This is a genomic window from Methanogenium sp. S4BF (genome assembly GCF_029633965.1).
Classification (GTDB): Archaea; Halobacteriota; Methanomicrobia; order Methanomicrobiales; family Methanomicrobiaceae; genus Methanogenium.
Genome location: NZ_CP091277.1, coordinates 50252 through 66355, shown reverse-complemented (window position 1 = coordinate 66355; position 16104 = coordinate 50252). Strand labels below are relative to the sequence as shown.

Annotated in this window: 17 protein-coding genes; 2 read left to right on the top strand and 15 right to left on the bottom strand. The window is 54.7% G+C overall.

All coding sequences use genetic code 11. The features are described 5' to 3' along the window. Window positions 1-39 precede the first annotated feature (39 nt). The 12 genes from L1S32_RS00365 to L1S32_RS00310 form a co-directional block, all read right to left on the bottom strand. Entirely contained in the window at window positions 40-651 is a 612-nt protein-coding gene (locus L1S32_RS00365) for a DUF5803 family protein (protein ID WP_278155403.1), read from the bottom strand. Then, window positions 591-1793, bottom strand: coding sequence for a threonine synthase (gene thrC / locus L1S32_RS00360; RefSeq protein ID WP_278155402.1), 1203 nt, complete (start codon window positions 1791-1793; stop codon window positions 591-593). Before thrC ends, L1S32_RS00365 begins: the two co-directional genes overlap by 61 nt. Before the next feature lie 53 nt (window positions 1794-1846). Then, window positions 1847-2644: a nitrilase-related carbon-nitrogen hydrolase gene (locus tag L1S32_RS00355; protein ID WP_278155401.1), complete on the bottom strand. Its 798-nt coding sequence runs from the start codon at window positions 2642-2644 to the stop codon at window positions 1847-1849. Then, a complete protein-coding gene (locus L1S32_RS00350; RefSeq protein WP_278155400.1) occupies window positions 2644-2844 on the bottom strand; it encodes a hypothetical protein in 201 nt (66 codons plus the stop codon). The genes L1S32_RS00355 and L1S32_RS00350 overlap by 1 nt, the downstream gene beginning before the upstream one ends. 217 nt (window positions 2845-3061) lie before the next feature. Next, the gene (ndk, locus tag L1S32_RS00345; protein WP_278155399.1) at window positions 3062-3511 is read right to left on the bottom strand and encodes a nucleoside-diphosphate kinase; all 450 of its coding nucleotides are present in this window, start codon (window positions 3509-3511) and stop codon (window positions 3062-3064) included. Window positions 3512-3518: 7 nt separating this feature from the next. Beyond that, the gene (locus L1S32_RS00340) at window positions 3519-3710 is read right to left on the bottom strand and encodes a 50S ribosomal protein L24e (protein WP_278155398.1); all 192 of its coding nucleotides are present in this window, start codon (window positions 3708-3710) and stop codon (window positions 3519-3521) included. 5 nt (window positions 3711-3715) lie between these two features. Continuing rightward, entirely contained in the window at window positions 3716-3922 is a 207-nt protein-coding gene (locus tag L1S32_RS00335) for a 30S ribosomal protein S28e (RefSeq protein ID WP_268185794.1), read from the bottom strand. A gap of 8 nt (window positions 3923-3930) precedes the next feature. Next, window positions 3931-4299 (bottom strand): 50S ribosomal protein L7Ae, encoded by a 369-nt coding sequence (gene rpl7ae / locus L1S32_RS00330; RefSeq protein WP_278155397.1) that lies wholly within the window; start codon window positions 4297-4299, stop codon window positions 3931-3933. A 175-nt stretch (window positions 4300-4474) separates the two neighbouring features. Next, window positions 4475-6493, bottom strand: coding sequence for a DUF2298 domain-containing protein (locus L1S32_RS00325; protein WP_278155396.1), 2019 nt, complete (start codon window positions 6491-6493; stop codon window positions 4475-4477). Further along, window positions 6490-7455 (bottom strand): lysylphosphatidylglycerol synthase transmembrane domain-containing protein, encoded by a 966-nt coding sequence (locus L1S32_RS00320; RefSeq protein ID WP_278155395.1) that lies wholly within the window; start codon window positions 7453-7455, stop codon window positions 6490-6492. Before L1S32_RS00320 ends, L1S32_RS00325 begins: the two co-directional genes overlap by 4 nt. After that, window positions 7448-8155: a glycosyltransferase gene (locus L1S32_RS00315; RefSeq protein ID WP_278155394.1), complete on the bottom strand. Its 708-nt coding sequence runs from the start codon at window positions 8153-8155 to the stop codon at window positions 7448-7450. The genes L1S32_RS00320 and L1S32_RS00315 overlap by 8 nt, the downstream gene beginning before the upstream one ends. After that, entirely contained in the window at window positions 8148-9386 is a 1239-nt protein-coding gene (locus L1S32_RS00310) for an NAD(P)/FAD-dependent oxidoreductase (protein ID WP_278155393.1), read from the bottom strand. Before L1S32_RS00310 ends, L1S32_RS00315 begins: the two co-directional genes overlap by 8 nt. Before the next feature lie 114 nt (window positions 9387-9500). Here L1S32_RS00310 and L1S32_RS00305 point away from each other — a divergent pair, with 114 nt between their 5' ends. Both L1S32_RS00305 and L1S32_RS00300 read left to right on the top strand, forming a co-directional pair. Beyond that, the gene (locus L1S32_RS00305) at window positions 9501-10679 is read left to right on the top strand and encodes a tubulin/FtsZ family protein (protein WP_278155392.1); all 1179 of its coding nucleotides are present in this window, start codon (window positions 9501-9503) and stop codon (window positions 10677-10679) included. A gap of 27 nt (window positions 10680-10706) precedes the next feature. Then, the gene (locus L1S32_RS00300; protein ID WP_278155391.1) at window positions 10707-11822 is read left to right on the top strand and encodes a hypothetical protein; all 1116 of its coding nucleotides are present in this window, start codon (window positions 10707-10709) and stop codon (window positions 11820-11822) included. Window positions 11823-12339: 517 nt separating this feature from the next. Here the strand turns inward: L1S32_RS00300 and L1S32_RS00295 are convergent. From L1S32_RS00295 to tuf, 3 genes are read right to left on the bottom strand one after another with little or no spacing between them, the layout of a single operon-like run. Next, window positions 12340-14244 carry a flippase activity-associated protein Agl23 gene (locus L1S32_RS00295; RefSeq protein WP_278155390.1) on the bottom strand — a complete coding sequence of 635 codons (1905 nt, stop codon included), beginning with the start codon at window positions 14242-14244 and terminating at the stop codon, window positions 12340-12342. 9 nt (window positions 14245-14253) lie between these two features. Further along, window positions 14254-14562 carry a 30S ribosomal protein S10 gene (gene rpsJ, locus L1S32_RS00290; RefSeq protein WP_278155389.1) on the bottom strand — a complete coding sequence of 103 codons (309 nt, stop codon included), beginning with the start codon at window positions 14560-14562 and terminating at the stop codon, window positions 14254-14256. 26 nt (window positions 14563-14588) lie between these two features. After that, window positions 14589-15866, bottom strand: a complete 1278-nt coding sequence (gene tuf, locus L1S32_RS00285) for a translation elongation factor EF-1 subunit alpha (RefSeq protein ID WP_278155388.1) — start codon at window positions 15864-15866, stop codon at window positions 14589-14591. Window positions 15867-16104 lie beyond the last annotated feature (238 nt).

Sequence of the window (16104 nt, the reverse complement as noted above, 5' to 3'; positions counted from 1 at the left end):
CTGCCAGATATAAGAGGGTGCCGCCACGCATCCGTTGGATCACTCTTTTTTGCGGCGGACAATCAGGTACGGGACCAGGAATATGACCACAAGGCCGATCCAGAATGTCCCGAAGATGAGAAGCGCCTGTTCCTGGAAGGCGTCATAATAGCGCACCTGTGCACTCCGGGCATTCTCCCAGAGAATCGTCGTGCCGTTGCCGGTCGCATTGACAACACCGCCTGAACTCACGGAGCCCAGAAGCGGGTTTTCCACCCGGTATTTCTCTGGCAGCGATACCGTAATCGTGGAGGCATCGGCAAGAAGCACTGTGAGTTCATTTGATTTCAGGGGTGCGACAAAGTGAATCGTATAATTGCCTTCGGGAAACCGTATGGTGCCGGAGAAATCCTCTGTATAGTTCACCGGACCGGTTGCATTGAAAAGCGAGATATCCGATACCGTAATCGGCACCGGTTCGCCCAACAGCCCCGGCTCGGTGAAGGCATACTTCTCTGCCTGGAGCACCTCAATCTCTGCGGTATAGGCAGTGCCATTCTCTGCGACCGTATAGACGGCCGAGAGAGCAGACGCCGTGCCTGCACAGAGAATCAGCGCAAGACAGACAAGAGCGACTGAATATCTGCGTCTATCTCTATGGGCGGTTCGCATTGGCGGATCACCGTCTCCGGGTCTTTCAGGAGGTGCCCGGTCACCACACACACAATCCGTTCGTCAGGGTCGATGCGGCCTGCTTCCACCAGCTTTTTGATACCGGCAACCGACGCTGCAGACGCAGGTTCCACACCGATACCTTCCTTGCGTGCGAGGTCGCGCTGCATTGCAAGGATCTCCTCATCGGTGACAGACTCAGCCGTCCCGCCGGTCTCGCGGATGGCACGCAGCGCCTTCTCCGCATTGACCGGTGCACCGATACGAATGGCGGTCGCCACCGTCTCCGGCTCTTTGAATGGTATGACTTCCGGCAGATTTCCGGCGATCGCCTCGACAACCGGCTGTGACCCGGCTGCCTGAATGCCGGTCATCATCGGCATCCGGTCGATGAACCCGAGTTCGATGAGTTCACCGAGGCCTTTGTGGACAGCAGAGATATTCCCGGCATTGCCGACCGGGAGAACGATGCGGTCCGGGACTTCCCCCAGCTGGTCAATGACTTCAAACCCTATCGTCTTCTGCCCTTCCAGCCGGTAGGGATTGACTGAGTTTAAGAGATAAAGCCCTTCAGAGATGCAGAGATCGTGCACCATCTCGAGTGCGCGGTCGAAGTTGCCGCGGATGGCAATGACCTTTGCACCATGCATCAGTGCCTGCGCCACCTTTCCAAGCGCCACTTTCCCGGCAGGGAGAAGCACAACGGAAGGAATGCCTGCCTTTGCCGCATACACCGCCAGAGACGCCGAGGTGTTGCCGGTTGACGCACAGGCAACAGTCTTCATCCCGAGCTGGAGCGCCATCGAGACACCGACGGTCATCCCGCGGTCCTTGAACGAACCGGACGGGTTCATTCCTTCATGCTTTGCATACAGGTTTTTCAGGCCGAGCTCCTCACCGATTCTCTTCATGTGGTAGAGCGGCGTGCCTCCTTCCTGCAGGGAGACAGGCTCTCCCGTCACGGGTAAGAGTTCCCGGTAGCGCCAGAGTTTCAGGGGACGGCGGTCCCACTCGGCACGCGAGATATTCAGTTCATCAAGGTCGTATTTCACCGCAAGCAGATGACCGCATGCACTGCAGCGGTAGATGATTTCATCCGCTGAATATTCAGTACCACAGCCTATGCAGACAAGACGATACATGCTGTATAGATTGGTGCCCGCGATAGGTATAGATACTCCCCTTATCAACCCCCTCAGAGACAGGAATAGAGATCATCCCGGCGGTCTGCACGCACCGGAAATGCAGCACGCGCCGCCCGGACAGCGGCCGGGCTGATATCCGCACAGAGAAGCGCAGTCCCCGCATCATCTGCCCGGACAGCGGCCTCCCCCTGCGGGTCGACAACGCCAGTCCCCCCGCAGGTGCCTTCTCCGGTGAGCCCGCCTGCCGGGTTCACGCCCGCCACATACATCTGGTTTTCAAGGGCACGGGCATGCAAAAAGAGGTCCCAGTGCTTCAGGCGGGCGCAGGGCCACGCCGCAGGCACGACCACTGCATCACATCCCGCCCGTGCATAGGCAGAGAAGAGATCGGCAAACCGCAGGTCATAGCAGATAGCAATGCCAAACATGACCCCGCCGAGCGTGAATGTGGCAAGCTCGTCCCCCGGCAGAAACGACTCATCCTCCCCGCCCGGCGAAAAGAGGTGAATCTTGGCATACTCTGCAATACGAGTGCCGTCCGGGGCAAAGACTGCGGCAACATTCTGCGGCAGGGTATCCGTCTCTTTCCGGTATGAACCCAGCACATGAGTGCCTGCCTCCGCCGCCACTGCCGCCCACCCCCGGCAGATGGCACCGGACCCGTCATCCGTGAACTCCGTTCCATGGGGATCCCACCCCGTTGGATACTGCTCGGGAAATACGACAAGAGAGGCACCCCGCTGTCCCGCCTCCCGCGCAAATTCCAGCGCACGCGCAAAATTCTGTTCAGGATCGTCAGGAGCGCTCTTCGCCTGCACACAGCAGATGCGAACGCATCCCTCCCCCATCAGGAGTCCCCGGATGCCGTTGCAACAGCGCTCCTGTTCACAATAAACACCCCGGCAATGATAAGCGCAGCACAGATGAGAAGCAGCGGACCCCCAAACGGTACAGAATACCCCATTATCTCCGCTGCGATCACCGTCCCTGCAAGAACAATGGACCCGCCGACAAGAATCATCCCCCCCCTCAGTACCAATTCAGACATGATTGTACAACACCCTCCGGTTATCAGCAATAAATCTCTTCTATGCCTTCATTTACCTTTTTATTCATGCCGGCATTCAACAAATATCTCCGCCGCTGTCTCTTAATGCGGGAGAAAAAAACTAACAGACGGCATATCTATGCCCACAGGGATTGCGGATGGATACACTATCGGTGTCGGCACGGCGCCAAAAAAAAAAGAAAATTACCTGTACCGCTTATTCGTACAGGAATGCTTCGTCAATCCGGGTGTATGAGGAAATCTCTTCCGGAGCGAAATGAATCGCAATCTCGCGTGCTGCTGTCTCATCTGAGTCAGAGCCATGGATAACGTTCATTCCTATTTCCATTGCACAGTCACCACGAATGGTGCCGGGTGCTGCTTCTGCAGGGTTTGTTGCCCCGATCATCTGCCGGGTGATGGCAACGATATTTTTGCCTTCCCATACCATCAGGAAACAGGGTCCGCTGGTGATATAGGCCTTCAGACCTGCGAAGAATGGCTTTTCAGTGTGCTCAGCATAGTGCTCCATCACACGGTCTTCCGGAAGAGTCTCAAACTTTCCGGCGACCATCTTCAGGCCTTTCTTCTCAAACCGGGCAATGATTTCACCGACAAGGCCGCGCTGGACACCATCGGGCTTGATCATTAAAAAAGTGCGATCCATAAAGGGATCACTCCTTACCAAGTGCCTTGCGGCCTGCCTTGGTCCAGACAACACGACGGGGGACACGCTTGAGGTCGTAGTTGCTCTGGCATTTTGGGCTGCAGAAGTAATAGATGGATCCGTCTTTACGGACATACATCTTTCCGGTACCGGGTTCCAGCGGCTCACCGCAGAACGTACAGATATGATGCTCAACCATTCACTTCACCTTCTTGAAAGTTTCTTTGCCTCACGCTCAGTTTCGATGAGCATCAGGACGTCGCCCTCACGGATAGGACCAACCGTGTTACGGGTGATAATACGGCCTTTGTTGTTTCCTTCAAGGATACGGCACTTCACCTGCATGGCTTCCCCATGCATGCCGGTACTGCCGATGACCTCGAGGACTTCTGCCGGCGTTGCGTCTGCCATAGGTCAGTTCACCCTCTCAGTTCTTTGATCTGCCCGACAACTTCGTCAAGGAGATCTTTTGCCTTTCCGGCTTTGACGATTGCTGCTGCTGCTGAACCAACGTCCAGTCCGCTTGCGGCGCCAACATCATTCTGCTTATTGATGATCAGGTACGGAATCTGCTTTTCGTCGCAGAGTGCCGGAAGGTGCATCACAATCTCTTCCGGCTCAACGTCGCCGCCGATAAGCACGAGCTCAGCGTTTCCGCGTTCGACAGCCTTTGTTGCTTCGTTCGATCCTTTCTTAATTTTGCCTGTGTCCCGGGAGACCTCAAGAACTTCGAGAGCTTTGTTCTGGATCTCGTCTGGAACTTCAAATGTTGCGTATACTTTTGACATAACTCACCTCATTCAGGAGCACAAAATGCACCCGGCCTTCTGCCGGAGCATGTGGGTAGCGTATTGCTCCCTCATCACTCATCAGTTCGTGATTGATGTAGCCATATCATATCGACAGTGTGGGAAATAAAGGTTATTGAACCTAACCTCCACCCGCACCATATTCCGTTTGAATTCAGGCAGAAGGCGCCATAACGCGGAATATTGAGGTCCCGTTTTCCGAAAATACCTGCTCCAGAATCCCATCCGGAAGGAGGACGGTATATCGCTCATGTTCGGTATCCCCCAGCACCAGATAGTCGACCCCGTAGAGCGCTAACAGCGACGGAGAACGGGACGGATCTTCATAGATCATCTGCACATCGGCAGCACGCTGCAAGACGCCGGCATCATTCCCCCGCCACATGATCTCGTGAAACGGCATCCCGATGACCGTGGGGATGCCGGTGAATGACGATATACGGGAATAATATTTGTAGTCCCCCCCCTCAGCCTCAACAATGGTGATGTTCCCCTGCAGGGCTGAGAGATATGCCACCGCGGCAGCGTCACCCGGATGAGATCCCTCCACCCAGGCAAGACCGTCCAGCGTCTTGCCGCCGTAGCCATAGGTCAGGTCCGGAATGGCCACCGGCGCACAGACCAGAAGAAGAACCATAAGAGCGGTGCCGGCGCGGACGGCCCGTGCCGATGCAAACCGATCCCCGACATGCTGTGTCAGCCAGTCACCCAGCCAGAGGAAGGCACCGGCACTCATCATCATCCAGGCAGCCAGACCAAATTTGAATACCGTATTCATCCGGTAGTAGACATCCCCCATCCCGTCGATGAGATAGAAGAGTTCGGTGAATATCAGGACAGCCATCCCGAAGATGGAAATCACCTCAGCAGGCAGGAACTTCCGCCGCATGAGGAGGGCGGCAAGCGGCACTGCGGCAAGACCTGCAGCCACATACCCGGTGAGAACAAAGGGCACGAGCACAATAAGGAGCCAGGTGTTTTGCCATATGTCGCGAAGCGTGGCGCACCAGAAGACTACGATGAAAAATCCGTAGACCAGCATGAACTCCGGTATCGGAGAGGGGCCCGGCACGATGGCGATGCCGGCGATGCCCTGTGTCGTGAGCATCAAATAGTAGGGGGCGAAGAGGAGAACGGAGAGTACCGGACAGACCAGAAAGAGGCGCCACGGATATGGGTCAGGTACCGCAGCCTCTTTGGCCCGGTACCAGACAAGTGCCCCGACGGCAAGCAGAAGCGGCGCATACACGAGGACATCCCATGAATTAATGCCCGGCATCACACCCAGTGCGAGCGCTGCCGCACCCAGACATATCCACCTGCTCCGCTCGGATAAACCACCCCATTCATGCAGGATGTAGAGCATGAGAAAGATGAAGAGCGCCTGCACGAAGAGCGAGATGACATGGGCATGAGGGTCCCCCCAGAGAAAGGAGAAGAACGGATATTCATTGATGGTGTCAGTGATGGTGCGGGTGGAATTCCAGAGCACACCGGATGCATTGGCGCCGGAGATCACCTGAACAATAAACGAGGGGTTGACCAGAAAGAGAGCCGCTATCGGAAGTGCCCGGAAGCGGGTGAGGAGCAGGTGACCGGCCGCATAGAGGGAGACGGCTGCATTGGCTAAGACCGTCGGCAGGATGAGATTAAAGGCGACCGATGACGGTGTGCCGGAGAGAATGCCCGTCACCCCCATCATCCAGTGCCCGAGGTAGTAGTAGATCGCAAGCGACCCCCCGGCAAACCACGGGTCAGCCGGAGGCACCACCGGCGCACGCATTACGGACGCAAGGAACGCATGGTCCATGAACTTCTCTGCGTACGAGATCATCGGGTTGAAGAACCGGACCTCGGTCATGAACACGAAACAGAGCAGAAAGGCCGCGTCCCACTTCCAGACACCGGAAAATTTCCCGCGGGTGTACCAGCCGGTGGCGGCATAATACCCGATGACCAAAAGAAACGGCACCACCGCCGCCTGCACCGGGATATGCACAAGGCCCAGGTACCAGCTGATGCCGCCAAAGAGGAGGAACGAAAGGGGGTAGGAGACCGGATAGGCAAACCGCCCGAATGCATTTGAAAGGGCAGGCCAGAGTGCCATCTGCAGGACCTTCAAAATAAGCAGCCAGAGTATCAGCCCTGCTGCCTGAGCAGCCGCCCCGATCATTTGACCTCCGACACATCCAGGGAGTGGGAGAAGGCACGGCGCAGAAGGGAGACTGCCCAGTCACCAAAGACATAGAGCGAAGCCACGCCGCCTGCAACCGTGACGCCGTTTTTGACGAGATGGTCGATTACCGCAATAAGAGTCGCAACCGCAGGGTCCACACCGGCAAGCGACAGGGTGAGCGCAACGGCGATCTCATAGGTGCCGACACCGCCGGGCGTGACCGGCACCGCCTTGACCAGATTTCCGATGACAATGGCAAGCGTGACCACTACAAACGGAATGGCCGCGCCGAACATCAGGGCAATGATATAGCATATAACCACATCAGTGAGCCATATCACGATGGAAAGGGCAGAGAGACCCACAATCCCCTTTGCCGAGAGCGAGGCGGCCTTCACCTGATTCAGGAGGTCAATACCCGCTTTCAGATATTTGTTCTCAGACTGCAGCCGCCCGGCAGAGAAGAGCACCAGCACAAAGATGCCGCAGAGTCCAAGCGCCACATAGATGACGGTGATGAACCAGTCAGGGACATTCAGGACGAAGGGAAGGGTCACCGCACCCAGGAGCGCGATGGTCACGATGTCGAAGAACCGTTCCACCACCACAGACGAGAGGCCGCTCGTATAGGTCGCATCCGCTTCATGCCTCAGGATAAAGAGCCGGATCAGGTCGCCCAGTCGTGCCGGGACGATGAGATTTGCCGTCTGCGAGAGGTAGATGCAGGCAGTAGAAAGCCAGAGGGAGACAGATACCGCGAGGCTTGCAAGGATGGAGCGGTACCGGATGCCGCGAAGAAACCATGCACCCACACAGATGGCAACCGCAAGAATCAGGTATGACCAGACTGCATTCTGGACGGCGATGAGAAGGTCATCCCATACGCGGTAAAGCATAAACGCGATGATGCCAACGGCAAGAATGGTGGGCAGCACAATGGCTGTTGCCTTTTTAATCATTCAGGTGCCGCCTCAGGTGGAAGATCGCCATTCCCATTTCAGACACATCGCTGAATCTGACTGTCGTCTTGTCACTGGTCCGCCAGCGCACAGGTATTTCTGCAATACGAAATCCCCGGTTCTGCGACCGGACGAGGAGTTCTGTGTCCCAGAACCAGTGCGGGGCCTCAATGCTGTCCAGAAGGGGGAGGATACGCTCCCGGCGGACCGCCTTAAACCCGCACTGGTGGTCATACAGCGTGCTCTTCAGCACTGTGCGCACCAGAAAGTTATACCCCCGGCTTGCCACTTCACGCCCCTGTGTGCGCACAATATCGCTCTCCGGCATCAGGCGCGACCCGGTTGCCACATCACTGCCGTCACGGATGGCCTGAATCAGTGCGGGCAGGTGTGCCATATCGGTTGCAAGGTCCACATCATAATAACAGACAATATCTGCATCCACTGCACGGATGACACGGGTCAGGGCCGTCCCGCGGCCAAGGCGCTCTTCTGCATGAAAGAGCCGGACACGAGAGTCTTTGTTCTCCCATTCACGCACAAACTCCGCACTGCCGTCGGTGCTGCCATCCTCTGCCACCGCGAGCAGGAATGAATCCGTGATCCCCTCCAGCACCTCAATGGAGCGGGGGATGGCAGTCTCGAGCGCCTCCCGGTCATTGTAGACCGGAAGAATGGCGCAGACCTCGTATTCAGTCACGCGACGCCTCCCTGGACGTGATCGTCTCTGCCACCGCCTGTGCCGCAGCCACCGAACCCTCCATGCTCCGCTCCGGATAATTGGGAGAAGAGAACATTCCGGCGCAGTAGAGGCCGTCCACCTCATACGGGGGAATAAGATTTCGGTATCCGGTGGTGTATACCGGCCCTGCGGCGGTATCGGTCGTCATATAATGCCAGCGAATTTCATCACGGGAGACGCTGAAACGGTTGCAGAAATCTGTGATCATCCGCTCTTCATGGCCCTCGGGGAGCCGGTCCCGGAAGTAGGATGCCAGATAGACGATATGCTCCCCATACCACTCAAAGGGAGCAAAGTTTGTGTGCCCGATGACCGCCCCGTATGGCGCTTCATCCTTCACATTGACCCAGTAGATGCCCTGCAGTACATCACGGGAGAGGCCCATCGTCACGCAGGCCGCCCCCTGATACGGGATCTCCGGGAGCGAGGGGCCGCCCAGAGAGGTGAGAATGGAGGGGCGCACGGTTGAGACCACTGCATCATAGGGTGCCCCGTTGACCATCCATGTCCCTTCCTCCGTTTTTTCAAGGGCGTGGGCAGGGATGCCGGTATGAATTGCCCCGCCGTTCCTGCGGACTGCATCCGATAGCGCAGTGATAAGGCTCTGGTAGCCATGCCGCAGATATCCCAGCCGCTCTCCCTGCGGACCACGATCAGAACGGATGGCAATCCGCGATATCAGCCATGCAGCCGATACCTCATGCCGCCAGTCCCCGAATTTGCTGCGCAGCAGTGGCGCAAAGAACGAATCATAGGCATGCCGGCCGCAGGTATCCAGAATAAAGGCGTCTGCAGTCATATCATCATAGGATGACGCCCGATATTTTCCGGCCCTGAGCGTCAGAAGCCCAAGCCTGATTTTATCGCGCAGCGTGAGAAGCGGATAGCGGAGAATCTCAAAAGGAGTCGTCAGCGGATAGATGCGGCCCTCGCTGAAATAACCGGTGCTCCCGTTGAGCCAGGTGAGATCTGCTGCGAGACCAAGTTCATCCATGAGCGCCAGAAGGTGCGCATCACCGGAGAAGCAATGGTGATAATATCGCTCAATATTGGTATCATGGACAGGAGAGGAGGATAACAGACCGCCGGTCTCTGCTGAGGCCTCCAGCACATCAACAGAGTAAGTGCGGGAGAGGTAATATGCGGCAGAAAGACCGGTTAATCCTCCGCCTATGATGCAGATTCTCATTATATATCTATTATTAACAGGAATTGCCATAAGAAAGTTTTTGAAGTTATGAAAGAAACATGTCTTATAATCTGAAGAAGCGATTATTTTCATTCGATCGGATGGTGTGCACATATGAGAGTTTTTTTCATAGGATTCGGCCAGGCAGGCGGAAAAATTGTCGACATGTTCATTGAACAGGACAAGAAGGCACCGACAAGGAGCTTCCGGGGAATTGCAGTAAACACTGCACGGACGGATCTTATGGGTCTCGACAACATCGAGCTCAAGGATCGCATCCTCATTGGACAGACCGTGGTCAAAGGCCACGGAGTCGGCACTGACAACGTAACCGGAGCCAAAATCACCGCAGATGAGATTGACAGCATCATCAACACCATCGACAACCGCGGTACCCACGACATTGATGCATTTGTAATCTGCGCAGGTCTTGGCGGAGGTACCGGGTCCGGTGGATCACCGGTGCTGGCACGCCACCTGAAGCGAATTTACCGTGAACCAGTCTATGCGTTAGGCATTCTTCCGGCACCTGAGGAAGGCAGGCTGTACTCCTACAATGCAGCCCGCAGTCTCTCAACGCTGGTAAATGAGGCTGACAACACATTCATATTTGACAACAGTGCATGGAAAAACGAGGGCGAGAGCGTCCGCGGAGCCTATCAGCGTCTTAATGACGAAATCGTCCGCAGATTCGGCGTGCTCTTCCGTGCAGGGGAGGTCAGCAAGTCCGGCGTCGGTGAGATGGTTGTTGATTCCAGTGAAATCATCAACACGCTCCGCGGCGGCGGTGTGAGCACTATCGGGTATGCAGTGTCAGAAACCGTCAGCAAGAGCACCAAGCAGAAACAGGGATTTGCGGGCGGACTTCTGAAGGGCCTCAAAAAACGCGAAGCAGCAGAGGAAGTGCTCACCGGGGAAGACAAATCGGCAAAGATCATCGGCCTTGTGCGCCGTGCTATGCTGGGCCGTCTGACCATGCCCTGTGATTACACCACCGCTGAGCGTGCGCTTGTCCTGATAGCTGGTCCTCCCAATGAAATGGACCGCAAAGGTGTCGAGAAATCCAAGTCATGGGTGGAAGAGAACATCGCGGGTGTTGAAGTCCGTGGTGGTGACTACCCCACAGAAAGCTCAAAGGTGGCGGCAGTGGTTGTCCTTGCAACTATCGGTGACGCACCACGCATCCGTGAACTGATGGAAATTGCAAAAGAAACAAAGGAGGATGTAGTCAAGTCCAAAGAACGTCGTTCATCCATGTTCGACGGAGACGAGATTGATCCGCTCTTTGAATGAAAATCAGATGATCAGGTGAAATACACCATGAAACGGGGAGTAACACTAATACTTTCATTAATGCTCGCACTCTGCCTGGTGCAGGGTGCAGCAGCAGCAGATTTTGTTGACAGCGTCGCTGACGTAGACCCGGCATCCGGTGACCTTGCACCCGGCGAACAGGTGATTGTTCATGTCATCGTCAAACTGACAGGCAGCGGAGAGAACACATTTGATACAAATGATGAACTTGAGGCCTACACCGAACTTGTTGATCCGGAATGGGATTACACCATCCTTGTAAATAGCCAGGGTATCCCAAAACATACCACCAGCCGGTATGTGCGTCTCCTCGGATGGGACCTTGCATATCCGGACACCAATGAAGTGAGTGTGGACTATACCCTGGTCGGAAAGGTACCCACCGTCACCCAGACCACTGATGTGGCACTATTCCGCCTGCGCCAACTGGATGCAAACGGGAACATTCCATCCGGTGGAGAGTTGCTCATTGAACGTACGGTGATTAATCCCGGAGATGTAGACAAGATTCGGGACCTCCGCGAAGAACAGATCACAGAGCTCCGTGCATCAATTGATGAGTATACCGCACTTGGCGTGAATGTCGCACAGGCAGAACAGCTCTTCCAGCAGGCTGATGACAAGATTGATCAGTCAAAGACAGCCAGCTACTCGCAGGCAAATGTACTGCTTGCGGATGCAGGGACTCTTATTGAACAGGCAGAAGCAAGCCTCGAAGATGCCTATGCAGGCAAGCTTATCGATGACGCACAGCTGACCATCGATAAGGTGAACAGCGACATCACCTACTTCATCAACAACCGTAGCATGTCGGGCGACACCCGGGTAACTGCGATTCAGAATAAAGTGGCCCTTTCAGAGACGCAGATGTCACAGGCAAAGGACTTCCGAGACAATAAGGACTACTACCAGTCACGCCTGAATGCAAACGAGGCACAGCTGACAGCAAATGAAGCTCTCACAATGTCTACCGAACTAAGAAAAAATATCGGTGAAGGCGGGCTGCTCCCCGACTTCAGCGGTCTGGGGACATATGTCATCATCATCGTTGCTGTCGTCATCATTGCAGGCATCGGATTTGTGGTATACCGTCGGTTTACCAAATGGGATGAGCTGGGATAATCGTCACAGTCATCGCTTTCAGCTTTATATTTCTCCCTTTTTTTAAAAAACCGTTCTGTGCACTGATACGCCACTCTTCCACTACGGCACCTTCCTTTAATAAAAAGCACGTTTAACCGCTGTTTCTTGCAGATCCGCATAACCGGAGCAGCAACAGTTCACATAAGCCACAGTCCCGTATTTTCCTGCATTGCACGACTCACACATATTGCCCGAGAACCTGTACTCACAGGAGAGCGCTGTCTGAAGACAAAATCCCTTAATCACCGAGGAAGACAGATTTCAGCACCATCCGGTACGCACAGCACCTGTAGACATTCAGAGGACGGAATACCTATCAGTCACCACCACTTCAGAATTAGGGCAGCTGCCATTGAACACAGAGAACAGCCTATACCGGGCAACAATTTTCCGGTGCCACAATACCGCATACCGGAAATCAAATAATACCGGGAACAGAAGGGAGCAGGAAAGAGGCAAACTACTCAGAACACACAAAAAAAGGAGAGAAAGTCCGTCAGGCAGTGCCATTCACCGGAATATCTCCTGTCAGAGCCATCTCCGGGCGAACAAAGATATTCCAGTTAACGCTGCCCATCTGCCCGTCACGGAGGAAATAATATGCGAGCAGCCGGTCCCGGTTGTCATGGATGGAGAACCAGTAGCTCTGCCGGATAACATCTGTCCTCAGGTACCCCGGCAGGTCAGAAAATCCGTCAGGATTATGGGAGACGACAACATCATATCTGCCATCTGCAAAATACTCCGGATTATCCGCCGCAGACGAGATATAGGTCAGTTTCTGAGAGCCCTCACCCCGATAATACCACGGCAGCGGCCATACGCCCTCTGATGTCACCGCAGTTTTATTCCCGGCATCAATCAGGCGGAAGAGTTCGCGGAGCTCCTCAGAGTTCTGCACCTGCACGATGGGTTCATTGATGTCAGCCGGCGTAAAGGCGACATGGGCCACCATCACAACGAGGAAGAGCGAGAGGACAAGGGCCAGCAGTGCCTTTTTGCGGGTCATTAAGAAAGCCGCCACAAAGATCATCGGAAGGAGCTGATGGAGAATCAGCCACGGCACCTTCTCGCCAATGACTGCATACGTGGCAAGTGACGCACACATCCACCAGATACAGAAGAGCGTAAAGCCGAGACGGCGATTACACCCCTCCCTGTCCCCGTCTCCGTCACGACAAAGAGCACCCGCACTGGCTAAAAGGGCAGACGCTTTGCGGCGCAGCGGTGACGAACGGGTGGCCGTTTTTTCAGATACGACCGTACCTGCTGCAGCGTCCTGCCCGTCCGCCGATTCAGCCAGATCCGCTTCAGGTGCAGGTGCAGATTCAGATACAGGCTCAGGTGCCGCCGCCTCTGTCACTTCGGACCGGACAGGCGGCGTCATGCAGCACTCCGCCGCACACGCCCCACAAGCAGCAGAAATACCGTTCGCTTCCGGTATGGCACCATCCTCTCCGGCTGATGCCACGGAAACGTCAGGCACCGCTGCTTCCGTCTGCCGCCTTCCCCTCCTGAGGAACAGGACACAGACAAATGCCTGCACCGTTCCCACACAAGCGAGGAGAAGAATCGGCACCTCATAGAGCATGAAGAGGATGATATAGAAATATGGCGGCCCTCCAAGACGCTGCTGGGACGACATTGCCGTCCAGTGCTCAATGGCACGGAATGCACCGGTCCACAGCACTTCCGGATGTGCGCCAAAGGATGAATAGAAGAGCGAACCCACCGCCCCCATCACCGCAATACCGAGGATGAAATCAACCCACCATCCCTTTTTCAGATGCACCCATTTCAGCACCACGGCGGCGAGAAGGAATACCCCGAATATTGCGAGGATGATAGGCATATTCTCCTTTGAACAGCAGCCCAGCCCTGCGGCAAGGGCCGCCACCAGCACATAGCGGCGCTGCCCGTATTCAAAATAATACAGGAGCGCCACAACGATAAGCAGGGAGAAAAAGGCGATGAAGATATCATTGCGCAGGAACCGGGAGAAATATACCATATCCGGAGATATGGCAAGGAACAGCGCAGCAATAAGAGCACCCTGCCTGCCAAGATATCCCAGCCGATATATCGGCCAGACCAGAAGCACCATCAGCGTTCCCAACAGGGCCGGGACTATCCGGCCGATGAGATCCGAGTCACCAAAGAGAGCGAACATGCCCGCTGTTATGTAATACAGAAGCGGACCATGATAGACCGGGTCATATACATACGTCCCTTCTGTCAGCAGTTTAAAGGAGAACCAGGCATGCACGGCCTCGTCATGATGAAAGAGCTTCAGGTCAAGGACAAAAAAGCGCAGAATAAGCGCGACAATAAAGATTACAATGAATAAATGTTCAAACCGTAACCTACGGAGAAATGTTGGAGAGGAATCTGCGGCTTCCACGCCGCACCCTTAGTTCTCCAGAACGATTTCAATGCCAATGTCTTTTGGCACCTGAATGCGCATCAACTGGCGCAGTGCACGCTCATCTGCATCGAGGTCGATGAGGCGCTTGTGCACACGCATCTGCCAGCGATCCCAGGTTGCTGTCCCCTCGCCGTCCGGACTCTTGCGAATCGGAACGATCATGCGCTTTGTGGGCAGGGGAATCGGACCTGCGAGGTTTACGCCGGTACGTTCTGCAATTTCTCTTATGCGATCACAGACCATTTCAACTTGCTGAAAGTCTGTTCCTGAAAGACGAATTCTGGCTTTTTGCATGTTTATCACCAAAAAATGAGAGGAGATTATCTCATATCTTTGGCAATGACGTCAATGCACATGCCTGCTGCAATAGTTGAACCCATATCACGGATTGCGAAGCGACCAAGCTGCGGAATCTCTTTGATCTTCTCAATGACCATGGGCTGGACAGGGCGGAACTTGACGATTGCTGCATCGCCGGTCTTGAGGAAGGTGGGGTTCTCTTCTTTGACCTGGCCGGTGCGTGGGTCGAGCTTCTTCTGAAGTTCCATGAATGTGCATGCAGTCTGGGTGGTGTGGCAGTGGAAGACCGGGGTGTATCCGACGGTGATTGCACTGGGGTGGTGAAGAACCACAATCTGTGCAATGAATTCCTCTGCAACTGTTGGTGGCTTCTCTGCAGGACCACAGACGTCACCACGGCGGATGTCGTTCTTGCCGACACCACGGACGTTGAATCCGACGTTGTCACCGGGCTGTGCAGTGTCGTGCTCTTCGTGGTGCATCTCAATGGACTTGACTTCTCCTTCCACGTTTGCAGGCATGAAAGAGACCTTCATTCCCTTCTTCATGATACCGGTCTCAACACGTCCGACAGGGACGGTTCCAATACCGGAGATGGAGTATACATCCTGGATTGGGAGACGGAATGGAAGTGTGGTTGGAAGCTCAGGTGCAACAAGTGTGTCAAGGGTCTCAAGAAGTGTGCGTCCCTTGTACCACGGGGTGTTTGCAGAGTGGGTTGCGATGTTGTCGCCGACGAATGAGGACATGGGGATGAACTCAATGTCGTCAGGTTTGTATCCAACCATCTTGATCAGGTCAGAGAGCTGTTTTTTAACTTCATTGTAGCGCTCTTCGCTGTATTTTGCTGCATCCATCTTGTTAATGCCGATGATGAGCTGGTTGATACCAAGGGTACGTGACAGGAAAACGTGCTCCTTTGTCTGTTCCATGGGGCCGTCAGGTGCTGCAACAACAAGGAGTGCTGCGTCAGCCTGGGATGCACCGGTGATCATGTTCTTGACGAAGTCACGGTGACCTGGGCAGTCGACAATGGTAAAATAGAACTTGTCGGTGTCGAACCTCTTGTGAGCGATATCGATGGTGATACCACGTTCACGCTCTTCTTTGAGGTTGTCCATAACCCATGCGAATTCGAATGAGCCCTTACCTTTTGACTCTGCTTCCTTTCGGTAGTTCTCAATAATGTGCGCAGGGACTGCTCCTGTCTCAAAGAGAAGTCTCCCAACGGTTGTTGACTTCCCATGGTCAATGTGGCCGACCACGGCAAGATTCATGTGTGGCTTATCTGCTGCCATATTTCAATAACCTCCAAATCGTAAGGATGGGCTCGTTAGACGTCTGCCCGGTCGCTTTGATACGAGTATTATTAATAGGAGGGGTAGGTATTTAAATGATTTCTTCAGCGAAAAGAGCACAGAATTTCCGGCATGAAATTCTCACCAACCGACACCCTGATATTACATCGGATTCCACCTAAATCTTTGGATGAAGACGTTGCCACTGAACAGAACAGGCCCGAACGATATGGTAAAG

What these genes read in the sequence shown, in the direction of transcription:
- rpsJ (WP_278155389.1), bottom strand. Translation starts at nt 14,562, where the DNA reads ATGCAAAAAGCCAGAATTCGTCTTTCAGGAACAGACTTTCAGCAAGTT.
- L1S32_RS00310 (WP_278155393.1), bottom strand. Translation starts at nt 9,386, where the DNA reads ATGAGAATCTGCATCATAGGCGGAGGATTAACCGGTCTTTCTGCCGCA.
- L1S32_RS00320 (WP_278155395.1), bottom strand. Translation starts at nt 7,455, where the DNA reads ATGATTAAAAAGGCAACAGCCATTGTGCTGCCCACCATTCTTGCCGTT.
- L1S32_RS00350 (WP_278155400.1), bottom strand. Translation starts at nt 2,844, where the DNA reads ATGTCTGAATTGGTACTGAGGGGGGGGATGATTCTTGTCGGCGGGTCC.
- L1S32_RS00365 (WP_278155403.1), bottom strand. Translation starts at nt 651, where the DNA reads ATGCGAACCGCCCATAGAGATAGACGCAGATATTCAGTCGCTCTTGTC.
- L1S32_RS00355 (WP_278155401.1), bottom strand. Translation starts at nt 2,644, where the DNA reads ATGGGGGAGGGATGCGTTCGCATCTGCTGTGTGCAGGCGAAGAGCGCT.
- L1S32_RS00305 (WP_278155392.1), top strand. Translation starts at nt 9,501, where the DNA reads ATGAGAGTTTTTTTCATAGGATTCGGCCAGGCAGGCGGAAAAATTGTC.
- ndk (WP_278155399.1), bottom strand. Translation starts at nt 3,511, where the DNA reads ATGGATCGCACTTTTTTAATGATCAAGCCCGATGGTGTCCAGCGCGGC.
- rpl7ae (WP_278155397.1), bottom strand. Translation starts at nt 4,299, where the DNA reads ATGTCAAAAGTATACGCAACATTTGAAGTTCCAGACGAGATCCAGAAC.
- thrC (WP_278155402.1), bottom strand. Translation starts at nt 1,793, where the DNA reads ATGTATCGTCTTGTCTGCATAGGCTGTGGTACTGAATATTCAGCGGAT.
- tuf (WP_278155388.1), bottom strand. Translation starts at nt 15,866, where the DNA reads ATGGCAGCAGATAAGCCACACATGAATCTTGCCGTGGTCGGCCACATT.
- L1S32_RS00340 (WP_278155398.1), bottom strand. Translation starts at nt 3,710, where the DNA reads ATGGTTGAGCATCATATCTGTACGTTCTGCGGTGAGCCGCTGGAACCC.
- L1S32_RS00325 (WP_278155396.1), bottom strand. Translation starts at nt 6,493, where the DNA reads ATGATCGGGGCGGCTGCTCAGGCAGCAGGGCTGATACTCTGGCTGCTT.
- L1S32_RS00300 (WP_278155391.1), top strand. Translation starts at nt 10,707, where the DNA reads ATGAAACGGGGAGTAACACTAATACTTTCATTAATGCTCGCACTCTGC.
- L1S32_RS00335 (WP_268185794.1), bottom strand. Translation starts at nt 3,922, where the DNA reads ATGGCAGACGCAACGCCGGCAGAAGTCCTCGAGGTCATCGGCAGTACC.